Genomic DNA, 14997 nt, shown 5'->3' with positions numbered 1-14997 from the left:
CATGGGTGGAACGTTGACTATTCGGCACGATCGGTTGGACCTGTAAGTACTGCTTCGGCGTGGAACACAGAGTTTGATGGATCGGGCCGGGCACGCTGTTGGGTATCTGAAGGTATGGCCGTAGGCTGCCTTCACTGCCGACCCCGGTATAGCGCCCTGGTAAGGGTGTGTGACGGGTGGTTGGTCGTTGTTTGAGAACTGCACAGTGGACGCGAGCATCTGTGGCCAAGTTTTTAAGGGCGCACGGTGGATGCCTTGGCACCAGGAACCGATGAAGGACGTGGGAGGCCACGATAGTCCCCGGGGAGTCGTCAACCAGGCTTTGATCCGGGGGTTTCCGAATGGGGAAACCCGGCAGTCGTCATGGGCTGTCACCCGCTGCTGAACACATAGGCAGTGTGGAGGGAACGCGGGGAAGTGAAACATCTCAGTACCCGCAGGAAGAGAAAACAACCGTGATTCCGGGAGTAGTGGCGAGCGAAACCGGATGAGGCCAAACCGTATACGTGTGAGACCCGGCAGGGGTTGCGTGTGCGGGGTTGTGGGATCTCTCTTTCACAGTCTGCCGGCTGTGAGACGAGTCAGAAACCGTTGATGTAGGCGAAGGACATGCGAAAGGTCCGGCGTAGAGGGTAAGACCCCCGTAGTCGAAACATCAGCGGCTCGTTTGAGAGACACCCAAGTAGCACGGGGCCCGAGAAATCCCGTGTGAATCTGGCGGGACCACCCGTTAAGCCTAAATATTCCCTGGTGACCGATAGCGGATAGTACCGTGAGGGAATGGTGAAAAGTACCGCGGGAGCGGAGTGAAATAGTACCTGAAACCGTGTGCCTACAAGCCGTGGGAGCGTCGCGTGCAGCACTTGTGCTGTACGTCGTGACTGCGTGCCTTTTGAAGAATGAGCCTGCGAGTTTGCGGTGCGTTGCGAGGTTAACCCGTGTGGGGAAGCCGTAGCGAAAGCGAGTCCGAATAGGGCGTTTCAGTAGCGCGCTCAAGACCCGAAGCGGAGTGATCTAGCCATGGGCAGGTTGAAGCGGCTGTAAGAGGTCGTGGAGGACCGAACCCACCAGGGTTGAAAACCTGGGGGATGACCTGTGGTTAGGGGTGAAAGGCCAATCAAACTCCGTGATAGCTGGTTCTCCCCGAAATGCATTTAGGTGCAGCGTCGTGTGTTTCTTGCCGGAGGTAGAGCACTGGATAGGCGATGGGCCCTACCGGGTTACTGACCTTAGCCAAACTCCGAATGCCGGTAAGTGAGAGCGCGGCAGTGAGACTGTGGGGGATAAGCTCCATGGTCGAGAGGGAAACAGCCCAGAGCATCGACTAAGGCCCCTAAGCGTACGCTAAGTGGGAAAGGATGTGGAGTCGCACAGACAACCAGGAGGTTGGCTTAGAAGCAGCCACCCTTGAAAGAGTGCGTAATAGCTCACTGGTCAAGTGATTCCGCGCCGACAATGTAGCGGGGCTCAAGCGTACCGCCGAAGTCGTGTCATTCCAGCAATAGGGCCAACGCCTGCTGGGATGGGTAGGGGAGCGTCGTGTGCCGGGTGAAGCTGCAGCGGAAGCTAGTGGTGGACGGTTCACGAGTGAGAATGCAGGCATGAGTAGCGATACATACGTGAGAAACGTGTGCGCCGATTGACTAAGGGTTCCTGGGTCAAGCTGATCTGCCCAGGGTAAGTCGGGACCTAAGGCGAGGCCGACAGGCGTAGTCGATGGATAACCGGTTGATATTCCGGTACCCGCTGTGAAGCGTCAAACATCGAGCCCATTAATGCTAAGGCCGTGAAGCCGTCCTGGAGCCTTCGGGCAAAGGGAAGTGGTGGAGCCGCCGACCCAAGGTGGTAGTAGGTGAGTGATGGGGTGACGCAGGAAGGTAGTCCAGCCCGGGCGGTGGTAGTCCCGGGGTAAGGGTGTAGCCCGTCATCTAGGTAAATCCGGATGACATGAGGGTGAGACCTGATGCCGAGCCGATTGTGGTGAAGTGGATGATCCTATGCTGTCGAGAAAAGCCTCTAGCGAGTTTCATGGCGGCCCGTACCCTAAACCGACTCAGGTGGTCAGGTAGAGAATACCGAGGCGTTCGGGTGAACTATGGTTAAGGAACTCGGCAAAATGCCCCCGTAACTTCGGGAGAAGGGGGGCCATCACTGGTGATTGGATTTACTCCATGAGCTGGGGGTGGCCGCAGAGACCAGCGAGAAGCGACTGTTTACTAAAAACACAGGTCCGTGCGAAGCCGTAAGGCGATGTATACGGACTGACGCCTGCCCGGTGCTGGAACGTTAAGGGGACCGGTTAGTGCACTTTCGGGTGTGCGAAGCTGAGAACTTAAGCGCCAGTAAACGGCGGTGGTAACTATAACCATCCTAAGGTAGCGAAATTCCTTGTCGGGTAAGTTCCGACCTGCACGAATGGCGTAACGACTTCTCGACTGTCTCAACCATAGGCCCGGTGAAATTGCACTACGAGTAAAGATGCTCGTTTCGCGCAGCAGGACGGAAAGACCCCGGGACCTTTACTACAGTTTGATATTGGTGTTCGGTTCGGCTTGTGTAGGATAGGTGGGAGACTGTGAAGCGGGCACGCCAGTGTTCGTGGAGTCAACGTTGAAATACCACTCTGGTCGTGCTGGATGTCTAACCTGGGTCCGTGATCCGGATCAGGGACAGTGTCTGATGGGTAGTTTAACTGGGGCGGTTGCCTCCCAAAGAGTAACGGAGGCGCCCAAAGGTTCCCTCAGCCTGGTTGGTAATCAGGTGTTGAGTGTAAGTGCACAAGGGAGCTTGACTGTGAGACCGACGGGTCGAGCAGGGACGAAAGTCGGGACTAGTGATCCGGCGGTGGCTTGTGGAAGCGCCGTCGCTCAACGGATAAAAGGTACCCCGGGGATAACAGGCTGATCTTCCCCAAGAGTCCATATCGACGGGATGGTTTGGCACCTCGATGTCGGCTCGTCGCATCCTGGGGCTGGAGTCGGTCCCAAGGGTTGGGCTGTTCGCCCATTAAAGCGGTACGCGAGCTGGGTTTAGAACGTCGTGAGACAGTTCGGTCCCTATCCGCTGTGCGCGTAGGAATATTGAGAAGGGCTGTCCCTAGTACGAGAGGACCGGGACGGACGAACCTCTGGTGTGCCAGTTGTCCTGCCAAGGGCATGGCTGGTTGGCTACGTTCGGAAAGGATAACCGCTGAAAGCATCTAAGCGGGAAGCCTGCTTCGAGATGAGTATTCCCACCCCCTTTGAGGGGTTAAGGCTCCCAGTAGACGACTGGGTTGATAGGCCAGATCTGGAAGCCCGGTAACGGGTGGAGGTGACTGGTACTAATAGGCCGAGGGCTTGTCCTCAGTTGCTCGCGTCCACTGTGTTGGTTCTGAAACCACGAACAACCCCGTATGTCGGGCCACGACTGCGGTGCGGTTGACAGTTTCATAGTGTTTCGGTGGTCATAGCGTGAGGGAAACGCCCGGTTACATTCCGAACCCGGAAGCTAAGCCTCACAGCGCCGATGGTACTGCAGGGGGGACCCTGTGGGAGAGTAGGACGCCGCCGAACTATCATTAACGGGAAACCCCCGCACCCTCTGGGTGCGGGGGTTTTCTGCGTTCACGACCTTTAGTGTTCACGACCCTTTGGTGTTCAGGACCTGTTGGTGTTCAGGGCCTTTGCCCCCACTGCATTACTCCGGCCTCACCAATTTCGTGTCGTACGCCAGAATCACCGCCTGCACCCGGTCCCTCGCCCCCGTCTTCGCGAGGATGCGGCCCACGTGTGTCTTCACCGTCGACTCCGCGAGGTGCAGCCGGCCCGCGATCTCCGCGTTCGTCCAGCCCTGACCGATGACCGTCAGGATTTCCCGCTCACGGTCCGTCAGTGGGGCCAGGCGCGGGTCTCGGACTGCGGTGTCGTCGTCGCCCGGCCGCGTGGGCAGGTGGTCGGCGTACGCGTCCAGGAGCCGGCGGGTCAGGCTCGGGGCCACCACCGCGTCTCCCGAGGCGACCGCGCGGATACCGGAGAGGAGCTCCTCCGGCAGCGCGTCCTTGATGAGGAACCCCGAGGCTCCCGCTCGCAGGCCCGCGTAGGCGTATTCGTCCAGGTCGAACGTGGTGAGGATGAGGACGCGGGTGCGGGCGCCCGCCGCCACGATGCGGCGCGTGGCCTCGATGCCGTCGAGGCCCGGCATGCGGATGTCCATCAGGGCGACGTCCGGGTGGAGTTCGGCGGTCATGCGGACCGCCTCGCTGCCGTTGCCGGCTTCTCCCACCACCTTCATGTCGTCCTGGCTCTCCAGGAGCATGCGGAAGCCGAAGCGTTGCATGGGTTGGTCGTCGACGATGAGCACGGTCGTCACGGGGCGGGTTCCTCGGGGAGTCGGAGTTCGACGTGCCAGCCGCCCGGTGGGTGCGGCAGCGGGCCCGCCTCAAGTGTCCCGTCGTACAGGGCCGTTCGCTCGCGCATTCCTGAGAGGCCTCTGCCGCCGGATTCCGCGATCGGCTGCCGTGGGCCGCCCACGCCCGTGTCGGTCACCGTCACCCGCACCCCGTCGTCGCCGTACGCGACCTCGACGTAGGCGGTCGCTTCCGGGCCGCCGTGCTTGAGGGTGTTCGTGAGGGCCTCCTGCACGACCCGGTAGACGGTCAGCTGGCGTCCCGCCGGGAGCGAGTCCGCGCGGCCGAGCACCGTACTGCGTACCGGAAGGCCTGCAGCCCGTACTCCGTCGATGAGCTGGTCCAGGTCGGTGAGGGCCGGCTGGGGTGCGAGCGCGGCGGCCTCGGGGGTCTCCTCGCGCAGGACGTCCAGGAGGCGGCGCAGTTCCGTCAGGGCCTGGCGGCTTGTCGTGCCGATGGCCGTGAGGGCTTGGGCGGCGCGCTCCGGGGACTTGGCGGCGGCGTACGAACCGCCGTCGGCGAGGGTGGTGATGACCGAGAGGTTGTGGCCGATGATGTCGTGCATCTCCCGGGCGATGCGGGTGCGTTCGGCGTGGGTGGCGAGCCGCGCCTGCTGGTCGCGTTCGACTTCGAGCTGCTTGGCGCGCTGCACCAGGGACGCCAGGTACTCCTGGCGGGTGCGGAACGCGATGCCCATCAGGGCGACGATCGCCAAGCTCATCATCGTCGGGACCACCTGCTGGTCCCAACTGCCCTGCGGATGCCGCAGATGGCCGATGACGGGCGGCACCACGATCAGGCCGTACGTCCAGGCCAGGATGCGGGCCGGGAGCCGCATCGCGATGTTGAAGACGACGACGAGCTGGGTGAGCGCGGCCTGGAGGATCGCTCCTGACCAGGTGTTGAGCAGGGCGGCGAGCGTCATGACGGCGTAGACGGCGAGGGGATGGCGGCGGCGCCACAGCAGCGGCACGGTGAAGGCGGTCGTCATCGCCCACACCAGCCAGAGCGGGGTGTCCTTGTTCGCGGCGATGTGGTGCCAGCCGCCGCCCACGACGTCGATGAAGGCGGCGAACACGAAGAAGCCGGTCAGCAGGAGGTCCCAGACCAGTGGCCGCCGCCGGTCGAAGGCGCGCACCCACTGGACGCCGCGCTCCACGTACCGGGTCAGCGGCTGGGCGCCCGCGGGCCAGTCGTGGTCCGGGGCGCCCTGGTGGCCGGTGTCGTCCTGCTCGGAGGTCCGAGGGGTCACGGTGTCATCCTCGTACGGCACGCGCTCATACGTCGCGTCGCTTGAGGAGATACGCCGCTGCCGCGAGGGTCGCCGCCGCCCACCCGAGGAGGGTCAGCAAGCCCGCGCCGGGGGAGAGTTCGCCGGACGCGGTGTGCACGGTGGCGAGGGATTCTGCGGCCGGCAGCGGGAAGTGGTCCAGGACGTCGCGCAGGGTGTCGTTCGGGATCATCGTGGCGAGCTGCGGCAGGAGGATCAGGCCGCCGACGTACGCGCCGATGGTCCCCGGGACGTTGCGCAGGGCCGAGCCGAGGCCGAGCACGATGACGCCGATGAGGACGGTCCCGGCGGCGGAGCCGGCGATGGCGCGCGCGATGCCGGGATCGCCGAGCGACGCTTCGAGGTCCGTGCCCCCGAGGAAGAGCTGGGCCAGCGGGAACGTGAGGTAGTTCGTGACCAGGAGCGTGGTGAGCCCGACGGTGACGAACACCGTCGTCTTCGCCCGCAGGACCGGCAGGCGGCGCGGCACGGCGGTCATCGTGGCGCGGACCATGCCCGTCGCGTACTCGCCGGCGGTCATCAGGATGCCGAGGACGGCGATCGCGACCTGGCCGATCTGGGTGCCGAGCAGGGCGTAGGTGACCGGGTCGATCTCGTTGCGCGGGTCGGGCGAGTACGTGGCGGAGGCGATCACGCCGACGGCCACCGTGCTGACGCTCGCCAGGCCGAGCATGATCCAGGTGGAGCGGAGCGTCCACAGCTTGTGCCACTCGGAGCGGAGGATTCCGCGGGAGGTCAGGCGGTAGGGGGCTCGGGGGAGGGCGGTGGGCTCCACGGCCCTGGTGGGCGTGGAGGACGTGGTCGGCGTGGAGGACGTGGAGGACGTGGTGCTCATGCCGTTGCTCCTTCCGGCACGTCGGTGGCGGACGCCGACGTGACGTACTCGACCGAGTCCCGCGTCAGGTCCATGAAGGCCTGCTCCAGGGACGCCGCGTGCGGGGTCAGTTCGAAGAGGGGGATGCCGTGCCGCGCCGCCGTGCGGCCGATGTGTTCGCCGTCCGTGCCGCGTACGTCGAGGACGCCGGGCGCGTCGCCCGTGATCTGTACGCCGGGTGCGGCGAGCAGCTCGCCGAGGAGGCCCGCCTCGGGGGTGACGACCTTGACGGAGCCGGTGCCCGACTCGCGTACGAACGTCTCGACCGTCGTGTCCGCCAGGAGCCTGCCGCGGCCGATGATGATGAGGTGCTCGGCGGTCAGCGCCATCTCACTCATGAGGTGCGAGGAGACCAGGACCGTACGGCCCTCGGCGGCGAGGGACTTGAGGAGGTTGCGGATCCACAGGACGCCCTCGGGGTCGAGGCCGTTGACCGGTTCGTCGAGGATGACCGTGGCCGGGTCGCCGAGAAGCGCGGCGGCGATACCGAGCCGCTGGCCCATGCCGAGGGAGAAGCCCTTCACGCGCTTGCGGGCCACCTCGTGGATGCCCACGAGGTCCAGGACCTCCTCGACGCGGCGGCGCGGGATGCCGTGGGTGTGGGCCAGGGCCATCAGGTGGTGGAAGGCGGTGCGGCCCGGGTGGACGGACCGGGCCTCCAGGAGCGCGCCCACCTCGTGCAGGGGCGCGGTGTGTGTCGCGTACGCCCGGTCGCCGATGGTGGAGCGCCCGCGGGTCGGGGCGTCCAGGCCGAGGAGCATCCGCATGGTGGTGGACTTGCCGGCGCCGTTCGGGCCGAGGAAGCCCGTGACCGTGCCGGGGCGGACGGTGAAGGACAGGTCCTCCACGACGGTCTTCTCGCCGTACCGCTTGGTGAGTTCGTGTGCCCGAATCATGCTTCCGATGCTGGCGCCCGCGGGGGCGCGGGGCGTCGGACCAGGGGCGGGACGTGGGCGGCGGGGGTAGTACCGGGGTAGGACGGTGACCCTGAGAGCGGCTGGCGGGGAACCCTGAGCGGGGGCGGCCGGCGGGGCCCTTGAGCGCGCCGTCCGGGTCAGCCGGGGAGCTCCGCGTGGGGCCAGCGGGTGCGGGCCTGCTCGCGGGAGCGGAGGAGGGCCAGGGTGGGCAGGCCGCGGTCCGCGCCGGTGGACAGGAGCTGCGGGAGCTGGGGGAGCGGGGCCACGGCCGCCACGTCGTCCAGGACCAGGGTCATTGGTGGGTCGAGCCGACCGGAGGATGACCGTTCGGCCATGCGCCGGCCGTGCTCGACCACGCTTGCGGCGAGTGCCGTGAGGAGGGGCATGGCGCCCGGCCCCTGGGGTGACTTGGGGTCCTCGATCGCTTCACCCACCACAAAAAGCGTGCCCCCTTCATCGATGAAGGAATCCAACGTGAGGGCATCGGTTCGGTTGGGGGTGCAGGATTCCCGTACGTTCAGGGTGAAGAGGGCGGAGAGAGCGCGTGCGGTCAACTCCTGCGCCATGTCCCGGCGTTCCGGATACGCCGTGAGGGCCGCCTCCAGCTCGCCCGCTGCGCCCGCTGCGGCCTTCTGGTGGGTGCGCAGGACGCGGACGGCGTCCTGGACGCCCGTTCCCTGGGCCCAGCGGTGTACGTGTTTGACCGGGCGGCCGTCCACCGCCGCGGCGTGCAGGAAGCTGCTGAGGAGGGTCTCCGCGGTGTCGGCCACGGAGCTGTCGAGCTTGGCGCTCGGCCTTATGGCGGCCAGCAGGGCGTTGGCCCTCTGGGTGGCCACCGCCTTGTCCTCGCAGTGGGCGGTGGGGGACCAGTGCATTCTCGCGGGGGTGTCGCAGAGGTGGTTCGGGTCGTAGACGAGGACGGGGCCGAGCTTCGCCCGGGCGTCCTTGGTCTCCTCCCACAGGGTGGGGTCGGAGGTGAGGACCAGGGCTGCGCCCTCCGCGTCGCGGATCGCCTCCGCGGCCACGGGTCTCCTGGTCTCCCTCGGTCCCAGGACGAGGGGGGTACGGGGGGTGGGGAGGGGGAGGTTCTCTGTGGTCGAGGGTTCTGTGCGGGGACCCTCGCCCACAGCGGGGGCAGGGGCAGGAGCAGGAACGGTTTCGACCGGAGCCGTCTCTACTGGAGCCGGGGCCGTCTCTACCGGAGCCGGAGCCGTCTCTACGGGAGCCGGAGGCTGAGGCGTCGGCACTGGAGCGGGCAGACGCCTCGCCCTCCGTACCGCCCGCCATCTCGTCACCGTTCCCATGACGAAGATCGTCAGGACCACCAGGACCATCAGCTGGCCGATCAGGAGGCCCCAGAACAGGCCGTAGCCCGTGAGCTGGGACGCCGGGGTGGCCGGCCAGGCGCCCGCGATGTCGTGGGGTTGCTGGACCAGGTGCCGCATGGCGACCGGCGTATGGCCGAAGGTGACGTGATCGGGCCAGGAGCCGTGGGAGAACAGGCCCGCGAGGCCCGTCGCCGACCAGACGAGAACCGTCAGGCCGAGCACGAAGGCGAGGCCGCCGACGAGGAGGCCGTCGGGGATGCCCCGCTCCCGTGACTCGCGGCGCCCGCCCCGGTGGCCGTACTCCGGCTCAGGCTCGCGGTATCCCATCGCTCATGCCACCCCGGAACGCGACGACGAGGGACCGTTCATCTGCTGCTCCATGTAGGCGGCGCGCTCCTCCGCCTCCAGTTCGGCCGCCCGCAGCGCGTCGTCGCCGAGCAGCTGGTCCGCCGACGATTCCGTCATGGCGCGGTCGGTGAAGACCAGGGGGCGTTCGGTCTCCGTGATCAGGTGTTTGACCACCTGGACGTTGCCGTTCACGTCCCACACCGCGATGCCGGGCGTGAGGGTGGGGATGATCTCCACCGCCCAGCGGGGCAGGCCGAGGACCCGGCCGGTGGCTCTCGCCTCGTCCGCCTTCTGGGCGTAGATCGTCCGGGTTGACGCCATCTTCAAGATCGCGGCGGCCTCCTTGGCCGCCGCCCCGTCCACGACGTCGCTCAGGTGGTGGACCACCGCCACGAAGCTCAGGCCGAGGCGCCGGCCGAACTTCAGCAGACGCTGGAAGAGCTGGGCGACGAAGGGCGAGTTGATGATGTGCCAGGCCTCTTCCACCAGGAAGATGCGCTTCTTGCGGTCCGGGCGGATCCAGGTGTGTTCGAGCCAGACGCCCACGATCGCCATCAGGATCGGCATCGCGATGGAGTTGCGGTCGATGTGCGAGAGGTCGAAGACGATCAGCGGGGCGTCGAGGTCGATGCCCACCGTCGTCGGGCCGTCGAACATGCCCCGCAGGTCACCGTCGACCAGGCGGTCCAAGACGAGCGCGACGTCCAGGCCCCAGGCCCGTACGTCGTCTATGGCGACGTTCATCGCCTCGGCCGACTCCGGCTCCGGGTGGCGCAGCTGCTCCACGATGTCGGTCAGGACGGGCTGGCGCTCCACGATCGTCTCGTTCACGTACGCGTGGGCGACCTTGAGCGCGAAGCCCGAGCGCTCGTCGAGCCCGTGCCCCATCGCGACCTCGATGATGGTCCTGAGCAGCGCGAGCTGGCCCGTCGTCGTGATCGCGGGGTCGAGGGGGTTGAGCCGGATCCCCATGTCCAGGGCGGCCGTGGGGTCGAGCCGGATGGGAGTTATCCCCAGCTCCTGGGCGATGAGGTTCCATTCGCCCACCCCGTCCTCGCCCTGTGCGTCAAGGACCACGACCTGCCGGTCCTTGAAGCGCAGCTGCCGCAGGACGTACGTCTTCTCCAGCGCCGACTTGCCGTTGCCCGACTCGCCGAGCACCAGCCAGTGCGGGGCGGGGAGCTGCTGGCCGTAGAGCTGGAACGGGTCGTAGATGTACCCCTTGCCGGAGTACACCTCGCGCCCGATGATCACGCCCGAGTCGCCGAGGCCGGGGGCGGCCGTGGGCAGATAGACCGCCTGGGCCTGCCCCGTCGACGTACGGACCGGGAGTCGGGTCGTCTCCACCTTCCCGAACAGGAAGGACGTGAAGGCGTCCGTGAGGATGGTCAGCGGATCCCGCATGGTGGCAGCCCTCAGCTCTAGCGTCGGATGCCGGTCGCGAACGGCAGCGTGTTGACGAAGGCCCTGTGGTGCTCGCGGTCGCACCACTCCAGCTTCAGATACGACTTGCCGGCGGAGGCCCGGATGGTGCGCTTGTCGCGGGCGAGGGCTTCGGGGGACCGGGACGAGACGGTGATGTAGCCGACGAGGTTGACGCCGGCGGCGCCGCTCGCCAGGTCTTCGCCGCGCTGGTCCAGACGGGAGTTCGACGCGATGTCACGGGGGTCGACCGTGCGGTTCAGCTTGGCCTGGCGGCTGGCTTCCGCCTCGTCGTTCGTCTTCTCCGTCAGCATGCGCTCGATGGCGACCTCGGTGGGTTCGAGGTCCATGGTCACCGCGACCGTGCGGATCACGTCCGGGGTGTGGACGAGCAGCGGGGCGAGGAAGTTCACGCCGACCGGCGTCATCGGCCACTCCTTCACCCAGGCCGTGGCGTGGCACCAGGGGGCGCGGGTGGAGGACTCGCGGGTCTTGGCCTGGAGGTAGGTGGGCTCCATGGCGTCGAGCTCTGCGGGCCAGGCGTTGCGCTTGGTCATCGCCTGGATGTGGTCGATGGGGTGGTCCGGGTCGTACATGGAGTGCACGAGGGAGGAGAGCCGGCCCTGGCCGAGCGGCTGGCGGACCCGGATGTCGGCTTCCTGGAGCCGCGAGCAGATGTCGGTCAGCTCGCGGGCCATGACGACCGCGAGGCCGGCGTCCTTGTCGAGCTTCCGGCCGCCGTGCGGGCGGCTGGCGCGGGCCATGGCCTGGGCCTCGGCGGCCAGGTCACGGGAGTAGTGCATGCAGGCCACCAGATACGCGCGGTGCTGCTCGCTGCTGGTGGAGACCATCGACTGGAGCTGCTCGTACGACTGCTGGAGCCAGGGCAGTGCCCGGTCGTCGCCCCGCACGCTGACGTCCTTGGCGTGGGCGTCCGGGTCGGCGGGCAGGGTGCGCGCGAGCATCTGGAGGCGCGTCACGAAGCCGTCGCCGTTCGCGACGTGCTTGAGCAGCGTCCCGAACCGGTCGACCAGCGCCTCCTGGTCCTCGGAGTCGCGCAGGCCGACGCCGGGTCCCTCGATCTCGATGGCGGCGGTGACGGTCCGCCGGTCGGCGTGGAGCAGGACGGCGATCTCGTCCGGGCCGAAGGGCGCGGCCAGCCAGCTGATGCGGCCGATGCCCGGCGGCGGGCCGACCTCGACCTCCCTGCCGTCGAAGCGGATGCCCGCTTCGGGGGTGGCGGAGCGGTAGGCGGTGCCGCGCTTGAGGGAGCGCTTGTAGCTGCGGTTGATCTCGAACCACTTGTAGAACGTGCGGCCCTTGTAGGGGACGTAGACCGCGGCGATCGCCAGCATGGGGAAGCCCATGAGGAGCACGATGCGCAAGGAGAGGACAGGGACGAGGAGCCCGCACATCATCCCCAGGAAGGCCCCGGCGATGATCATCGCGATCTCGCCGGTCTCCCGGTTCTTGCCGACGATCGCGTTCGGCCGCGCGCGGCCGATCAGATATGTGCGGCGGGGCGCGATCGGTTGCGACACGTGGGACTGAGTCGTCAACGCCCTTCACCTCCCGTGCGTTTGTTACTTCCAGTGGAACCGGTTCCCGCGCCGCCGCGGTTGCGCGCGTGCGGAGTGCTGGTGGCGCTGCCCCGGGGCGGGGGTGCGGCGGAGGGGACAGATCCGCCGCCGTTCGACGAGCCGCCGCCGCTGGGGCGGCTGCTGTGGGCGGCGACGCCGCCGCTGGCGGGGTTGGAGGGCCGCGCCTGGTTGTTGCCGCCGCCTTCTCCGCCGCCGCCACGTGAGCTGTGGGTCTTGATGCCCTGGGAGACGAGGGACGCGGGGGAGGTGATGACGGCCGCGGCGCGGTTCTCGGCGCCCTGGGAGATGCGGTTGTTCCGGGAGCCCGCGATCTCGTCGCCGAAGCCGGGGACGAAGCGGTAGATCATGGCGCTCGCGAAGATGGCGAGCAGGATGATCGAGAGTCCGGAGACGACCGCCGAGAAGGAGTCGGGCCCGTCGTCGGCGGAGAGCGCCCCGGCGAGGCCGAGGACGATGACGATGATGGGTTTCACCAGGATCACCGCGATCATGATCCCCGCCCAGCGGCGGACGTGCGTCCACAGGTTCTTGTCGACCAGGCCCGCGTACACGACGGTGCCGAGCAGGGCGCCCACGTAGAGCAGGGCGGCCCGGATGACGAGCTCCAGCCAGAGGACGCCGGCCGCGAGGATCGACACGAGCGAGACGACGATCAGCATGATCGGGCCGCCGCCGATGTCCTCGCCCTTCTTCAGGGCGCCGGAGAACGTCCCGAAGAAGTTGTCCGTCTGGCCGCCCGTCGCCTTCGCGATGACGTCCGTGACGCCGTCGGCCGCGGAGACGACGGTGTAGAGGATCAGCGGCGTGAAGGCGGAGGCGAGGACCGTCAGCCACAGGAATCCGATGGCTTCGGAGAGCGCGGTGGTGAGGGGGACGCCTCTCACTGCGCGTTTGGCGACGGCGAGGAGCCACAGGAGCAGGGTCAGGATGGTCGACGCGGCGAAGACGACCGCGTACTGCTTGAGGAAGCTGGGGTTCGTGAAGTCGACCTCTGCGGTCTCCTTCACGGCGTCGGAGAGCTTGTCGACGGTCCAGGACGCGGCTTCGGCGCAGCCCTTTGCCAGGGAGGAGAGGGGGTCGGCGGTGGAGTCGAGGGGGGCGTCGGTGGGGTACTTGCCTTCGCTTCCGCCTCCGCTTCCTCCTCCGGATTCGCCTTTTTCGCAGTATTTTTTGGCGGGGCCGTGGATGAGGTCGCAGGGATCGTCGTCGGGGGCGGCGAAGGCCCGTGTCGCGAAGACGACCGCCGCCGACTGCACGGCGGTCACAGCGGCCGCGACCTTGAGTACGTGACGGTTAGCGGGCATACGTGAACCCTCCGTACCCTTCTACGGCCTTCGCGATGTCATCGGAGCCGGACGCACGATCATCGCCCGGGACCGGGGCGGGACCGTCCTTCTGGGAGTGCGTCGCGGCCTTCCAGTCGCCGCCGACCCACACCAGCTTCATGGTCATGGTGAACCAGCTGCTGGTCACCGGCTTGGTGGACCGCTCGCCCGCGAGGCCGAGCAAGCCGCTGCACCACACCTCCACCGTTGCCTTCTGACCGGAGAAGGCGGTCACCGTGGTGCCGATCGGGCTCGTGCGGGAGACGAACTTGTAGCCCTTGGGCGTCGAACCGTCCTCGTTCAGGCCCACGTTCTTGTAGAAGCCGGGTCCGTACGCCCTGTCGAGTTCCGCCTTGAAGCTGTTCACGCTCGACGGTGCCATGACGGTCTGGAGGACGCCGTCCCGCTTCGTCTTGTCGAACATGTCCGCCGAGCCCAGCGCCACCGCATAGTTCGCGGCAGCGGACTGCGCCCCCTGGGCCGTTTTCGCGTACCCCGAAGGGATCCCCGACGTCTTGCCGTCGACCGGCTTCGTGCCGGAGGCGGCCGTGGGGTTCGCCCCGGGCTTCTTGCCGGCGTCGTCCCCCTCTCCGGAGGAGTCCCCGCCGCGGTTCGCGAAGGCGATGGCCGCGATGAGCAGCACCACCACACCGACCACGGTCACGAGACTCCGGGACGAAGAACGGCCGGATCTGCGCCCTCCTCCGTACACATCCTGGCCACCCCCCTCGCCCTCGGGGAGCCGTGTCCGGGTCTCGCCCGAGCCGCCGTAGAGCCCGCCGTTCCGCTCGTTGTCGAGACTCATGCCGCGTACGCCCCCTCGACCTCTCGGTGAACCGCCACGTACGACGGTAGCCGTGCTGGTTCCCGCGCGGGCGCGGTGTGGTGACTCGACATCAGGGAGTTGCAACCTCAGCCGGTGGGCACGACGGATGGGTGGGTCGAAGGGGGGACAGGGGGTGGGGGGACGGGGACGTAAGTGATGGGCGGGGCTATACCGCCATGCCGTACACGATGGTGAAGACCGTTCCGAGCGATCCGATGATGAAGACGCCGGTCAGGCCCGCGATGATCAGGCCCTTGCCCTGCTCGGCGCTGAAGGTGTCGCGCAGCGCCGTCGCGCCGATGCGCTGCTTCGCCGCGCCCCAGATAGCAATGCCGAGGCAGAGGAGGATGGCGATCGCCATCACGACCTCGATCATCACCCGTGCCTCGTTGCCCAGGCTCCCGAAGGGACCCCAGTCGGGGGCGATCCCGCCGATGATGGTGGTGATGTCGCCCTTTTCGGCTGCCATAAGCATGTGTAACTCACCGCCCCTAGTGGGTTGTTCCGTCACCTCTGCCTACCGCAGTACAGAGGACAGCTCATTCTCGCCGACAAATGGGCCAGTGCATGTCGACTTGGCGTCATTCGTTGGCTGAAACGTACGGTCACTCTGTGTATCACGGTGAGTGACGCCGGGCAATGACGGCCCGGCGTGCCCTCTGACCAGGTCTCATTCTG

Annotated in this window: 10 protein-coding genes and 2 rRNA genes; 2 read left to right on the top strand and 10 right to left on the bottom strand. The window is 67.0% G+C overall.

The features are described from left to right. Nucleotides 1-223 precede the first annotated feature (223 nt). Nucleotides 224-3346: ribosomal RNA gene (locus QBL25_RS20565) — 23S ribosomal RNA — on the top strand. A gap of 91 nt (nucleotides 3347-3437) precedes the next feature. After that, nucleotides 3438-3554 (top strand): 5S ribosomal RNA (gene rrf, locus QBL25_RS20560). A gap of 124 nt (nucleotides 3555-3678) precedes the next feature. On the opposite strand, the gene QBL25_RS20555 is transcribed toward rrf, so the two are convergent. From QBL25_RS20555 to QBL25_RS20510, 10 genes are all read right to left on the bottom strand, one after another. Then, the gene (locus QBL25_RS20555) at nucleotides 3679-4350 is read right to left on the bottom strand and encodes a response regulator (RefSeq protein ID WP_409058499.1); all 672 of its coding nucleotides are present in this window, start codon (nucleotides 4348-4350) and stop codon (nucleotides 3679-3681) included. After that, the gene (locus QBL25_RS20550; protein WP_409058498.1) at nucleotides 4347-5639 is read right to left on the bottom strand and encodes a sensor histidine kinase; all 1293 of its coding nucleotides are present in this window, start codon (nucleotides 5637-5639) and stop codon (nucleotides 4347-4349) included. Before QBL25_RS20550 ends, QBL25_RS20555 begins: the two co-directional genes overlap by 4 nt. 25 nt (nucleotides 5640-5664) lie before the next feature. Beyond that, nucleotides 5665-6513 carry an ABC transporter permease gene (locus QBL25_RS20545; RefSeq protein ID WP_409058497.1) on the bottom strand — a complete coding sequence of 283 codons (849 nt, stop codon included), beginning with the start codon at nucleotides 6511-6513 and terminating at the stop codon, nucleotides 5665-5667. Continuing rightward, on the bottom strand, nucleotides 6510-7448 hold the full coding sequence (locus QBL25_RS20540) for an ATP-binding cassette domain-containing protein (RefSeq protein WP_409058496.1): 939 nt from the start codon (nucleotides 7446-7448) through the stop codon (nucleotides 6510-6512). The genes QBL25_RS20545 and QBL25_RS20540 overlap by 4 nt, the downstream gene beginning before the upstream one ends. 158 nt (nucleotides 7449-7606) lie before the next feature. Beyond that, nucleotides 7607-9124: a type IV secretory system conjugative DNA transfer family protein gene (locus tag QBL25_RS20535; protein WP_409058495.1), complete on the bottom strand. Its 1518-nt coding sequence runs from the start codon at nucleotides 9122-9124 to the stop codon at nucleotides 7607-7609. Nucleotides 9125-9127: 3 nt separating this feature from the next. After that, nucleotides 9128-10549, bottom strand: coding sequence for an ATP-binding protein (locus tag QBL25_RS20530; RefSeq protein ID WP_383324914.1), 1422 nt, complete (start codon nucleotides 10547-10549; stop codon nucleotides 9128-9130). 17 nt (nucleotides 10550-10566) lie between these two features. Further along, nucleotides 10567-12126, bottom strand: coding sequence for an SCO6880 family protein (locus QBL25_RS20525; RefSeq protein ID WP_409058494.1), 1560 nt, complete (start codon nucleotides 12124-12126; stop codon nucleotides 10567-10569). Continuing rightward, nucleotides 12123-13472, bottom strand: coding sequence for a hypothetical protein (locus tag QBL25_RS20520; protein WP_409058493.1), 1350 nt, complete (start codon nucleotides 13470-13472; stop codon nucleotides 12123-12125). Before QBL25_RS20520 ends, QBL25_RS20525 begins: the two co-directional genes overlap by 4 nt. Next, on the bottom strand, nucleotides 13462-14298 hold the full coding sequence (locus QBL25_RS20515; protein ID WP_409058492.1) for a hypothetical protein: 837 nt from the start codon (nucleotides 14296-14298) through the stop codon (nucleotides 13462-13464). The genes QBL25_RS20520 and QBL25_RS20515 overlap by 11 nt, the downstream gene beginning before the upstream one ends. Before the next feature lie 187 nt (nucleotides 14299-14485). Further along, on the bottom strand, nucleotides 14486-14794 hold the full coding sequence (locus tag QBL25_RS20510) for a hypothetical protein (RefSeq protein WP_160505898.1): 309 nt from the start codon (nucleotides 14792-14794) through the stop codon (nucleotides 14486-14488). Nucleotides 14795-14997: the final 203 nt, after the last annotated feature.

Origin of the sequence: Streptomyces sp. SYP-A7185 (assembly GCF_046103685.1) — a bacterium.
Lineage (GTDB): Bacteria > Actinomycetota > Actinomycetes > Streptomycetales > Streptomycetaceae > Streptomyces.
The sequence above is the reverse complement of the archived record's forward strand: the minus strand, read 5'-3'. Positions and strand labels throughout refer to the sequence as shown.

Excerpts from the sequence above, each read along its gene's own strand:
- QBL25_RS20545 (WP_409058497.1), bottom strand. The coding sequence starts at position 6,513 with ATGAGCACCACGTCCTCCACGTCCTCCACGCCGACCACGTCCTCCACG.
- QBL25_RS20540 (WP_409058496.1), bottom strand. The coding sequence starts at position 7,448 with ATGATTCGGGCACACGAACTCACCAAGCGGTACGGCGAGAAGACCGTC.
- QBL25_RS20535 (WP_409058495.1), bottom strand. The coding sequence starts at position 9,124 with ATGGGATACCGCGAGCCTGAGCCGGAGTACGGCCACCGGGGCGGGCGC.
- QBL25_RS20530 (WP_383324914.1), bottom strand. The coding sequence starts at position 10,549 with ATGCGGGATCCGCTGACCATCCTCACGGACGCCTTCACGTCCTTCCTG.
- QBL25_RS20520 (WP_409058493.1), bottom strand. The coding sequence starts at position 13,472 with ATGCCCGCTAACCGTCACGTACTCAAGGTCGCGGCCGCTGTGACCGCC.
- QBL25_RS20515 (WP_409058492.1), bottom strand. The coding sequence starts at position 14,298 with ATGAGTCTCGACAACGAGCGGAACGGCGGGCTCTACGGCGGCTCGGGC.
- QBL25_RS20510 (WP_160505898.1), bottom strand. The coding sequence starts at position 14,794 with ATGCTTATGGCAGCCGAAAAGGGCGACATCACCACCATCATCGGCGGG.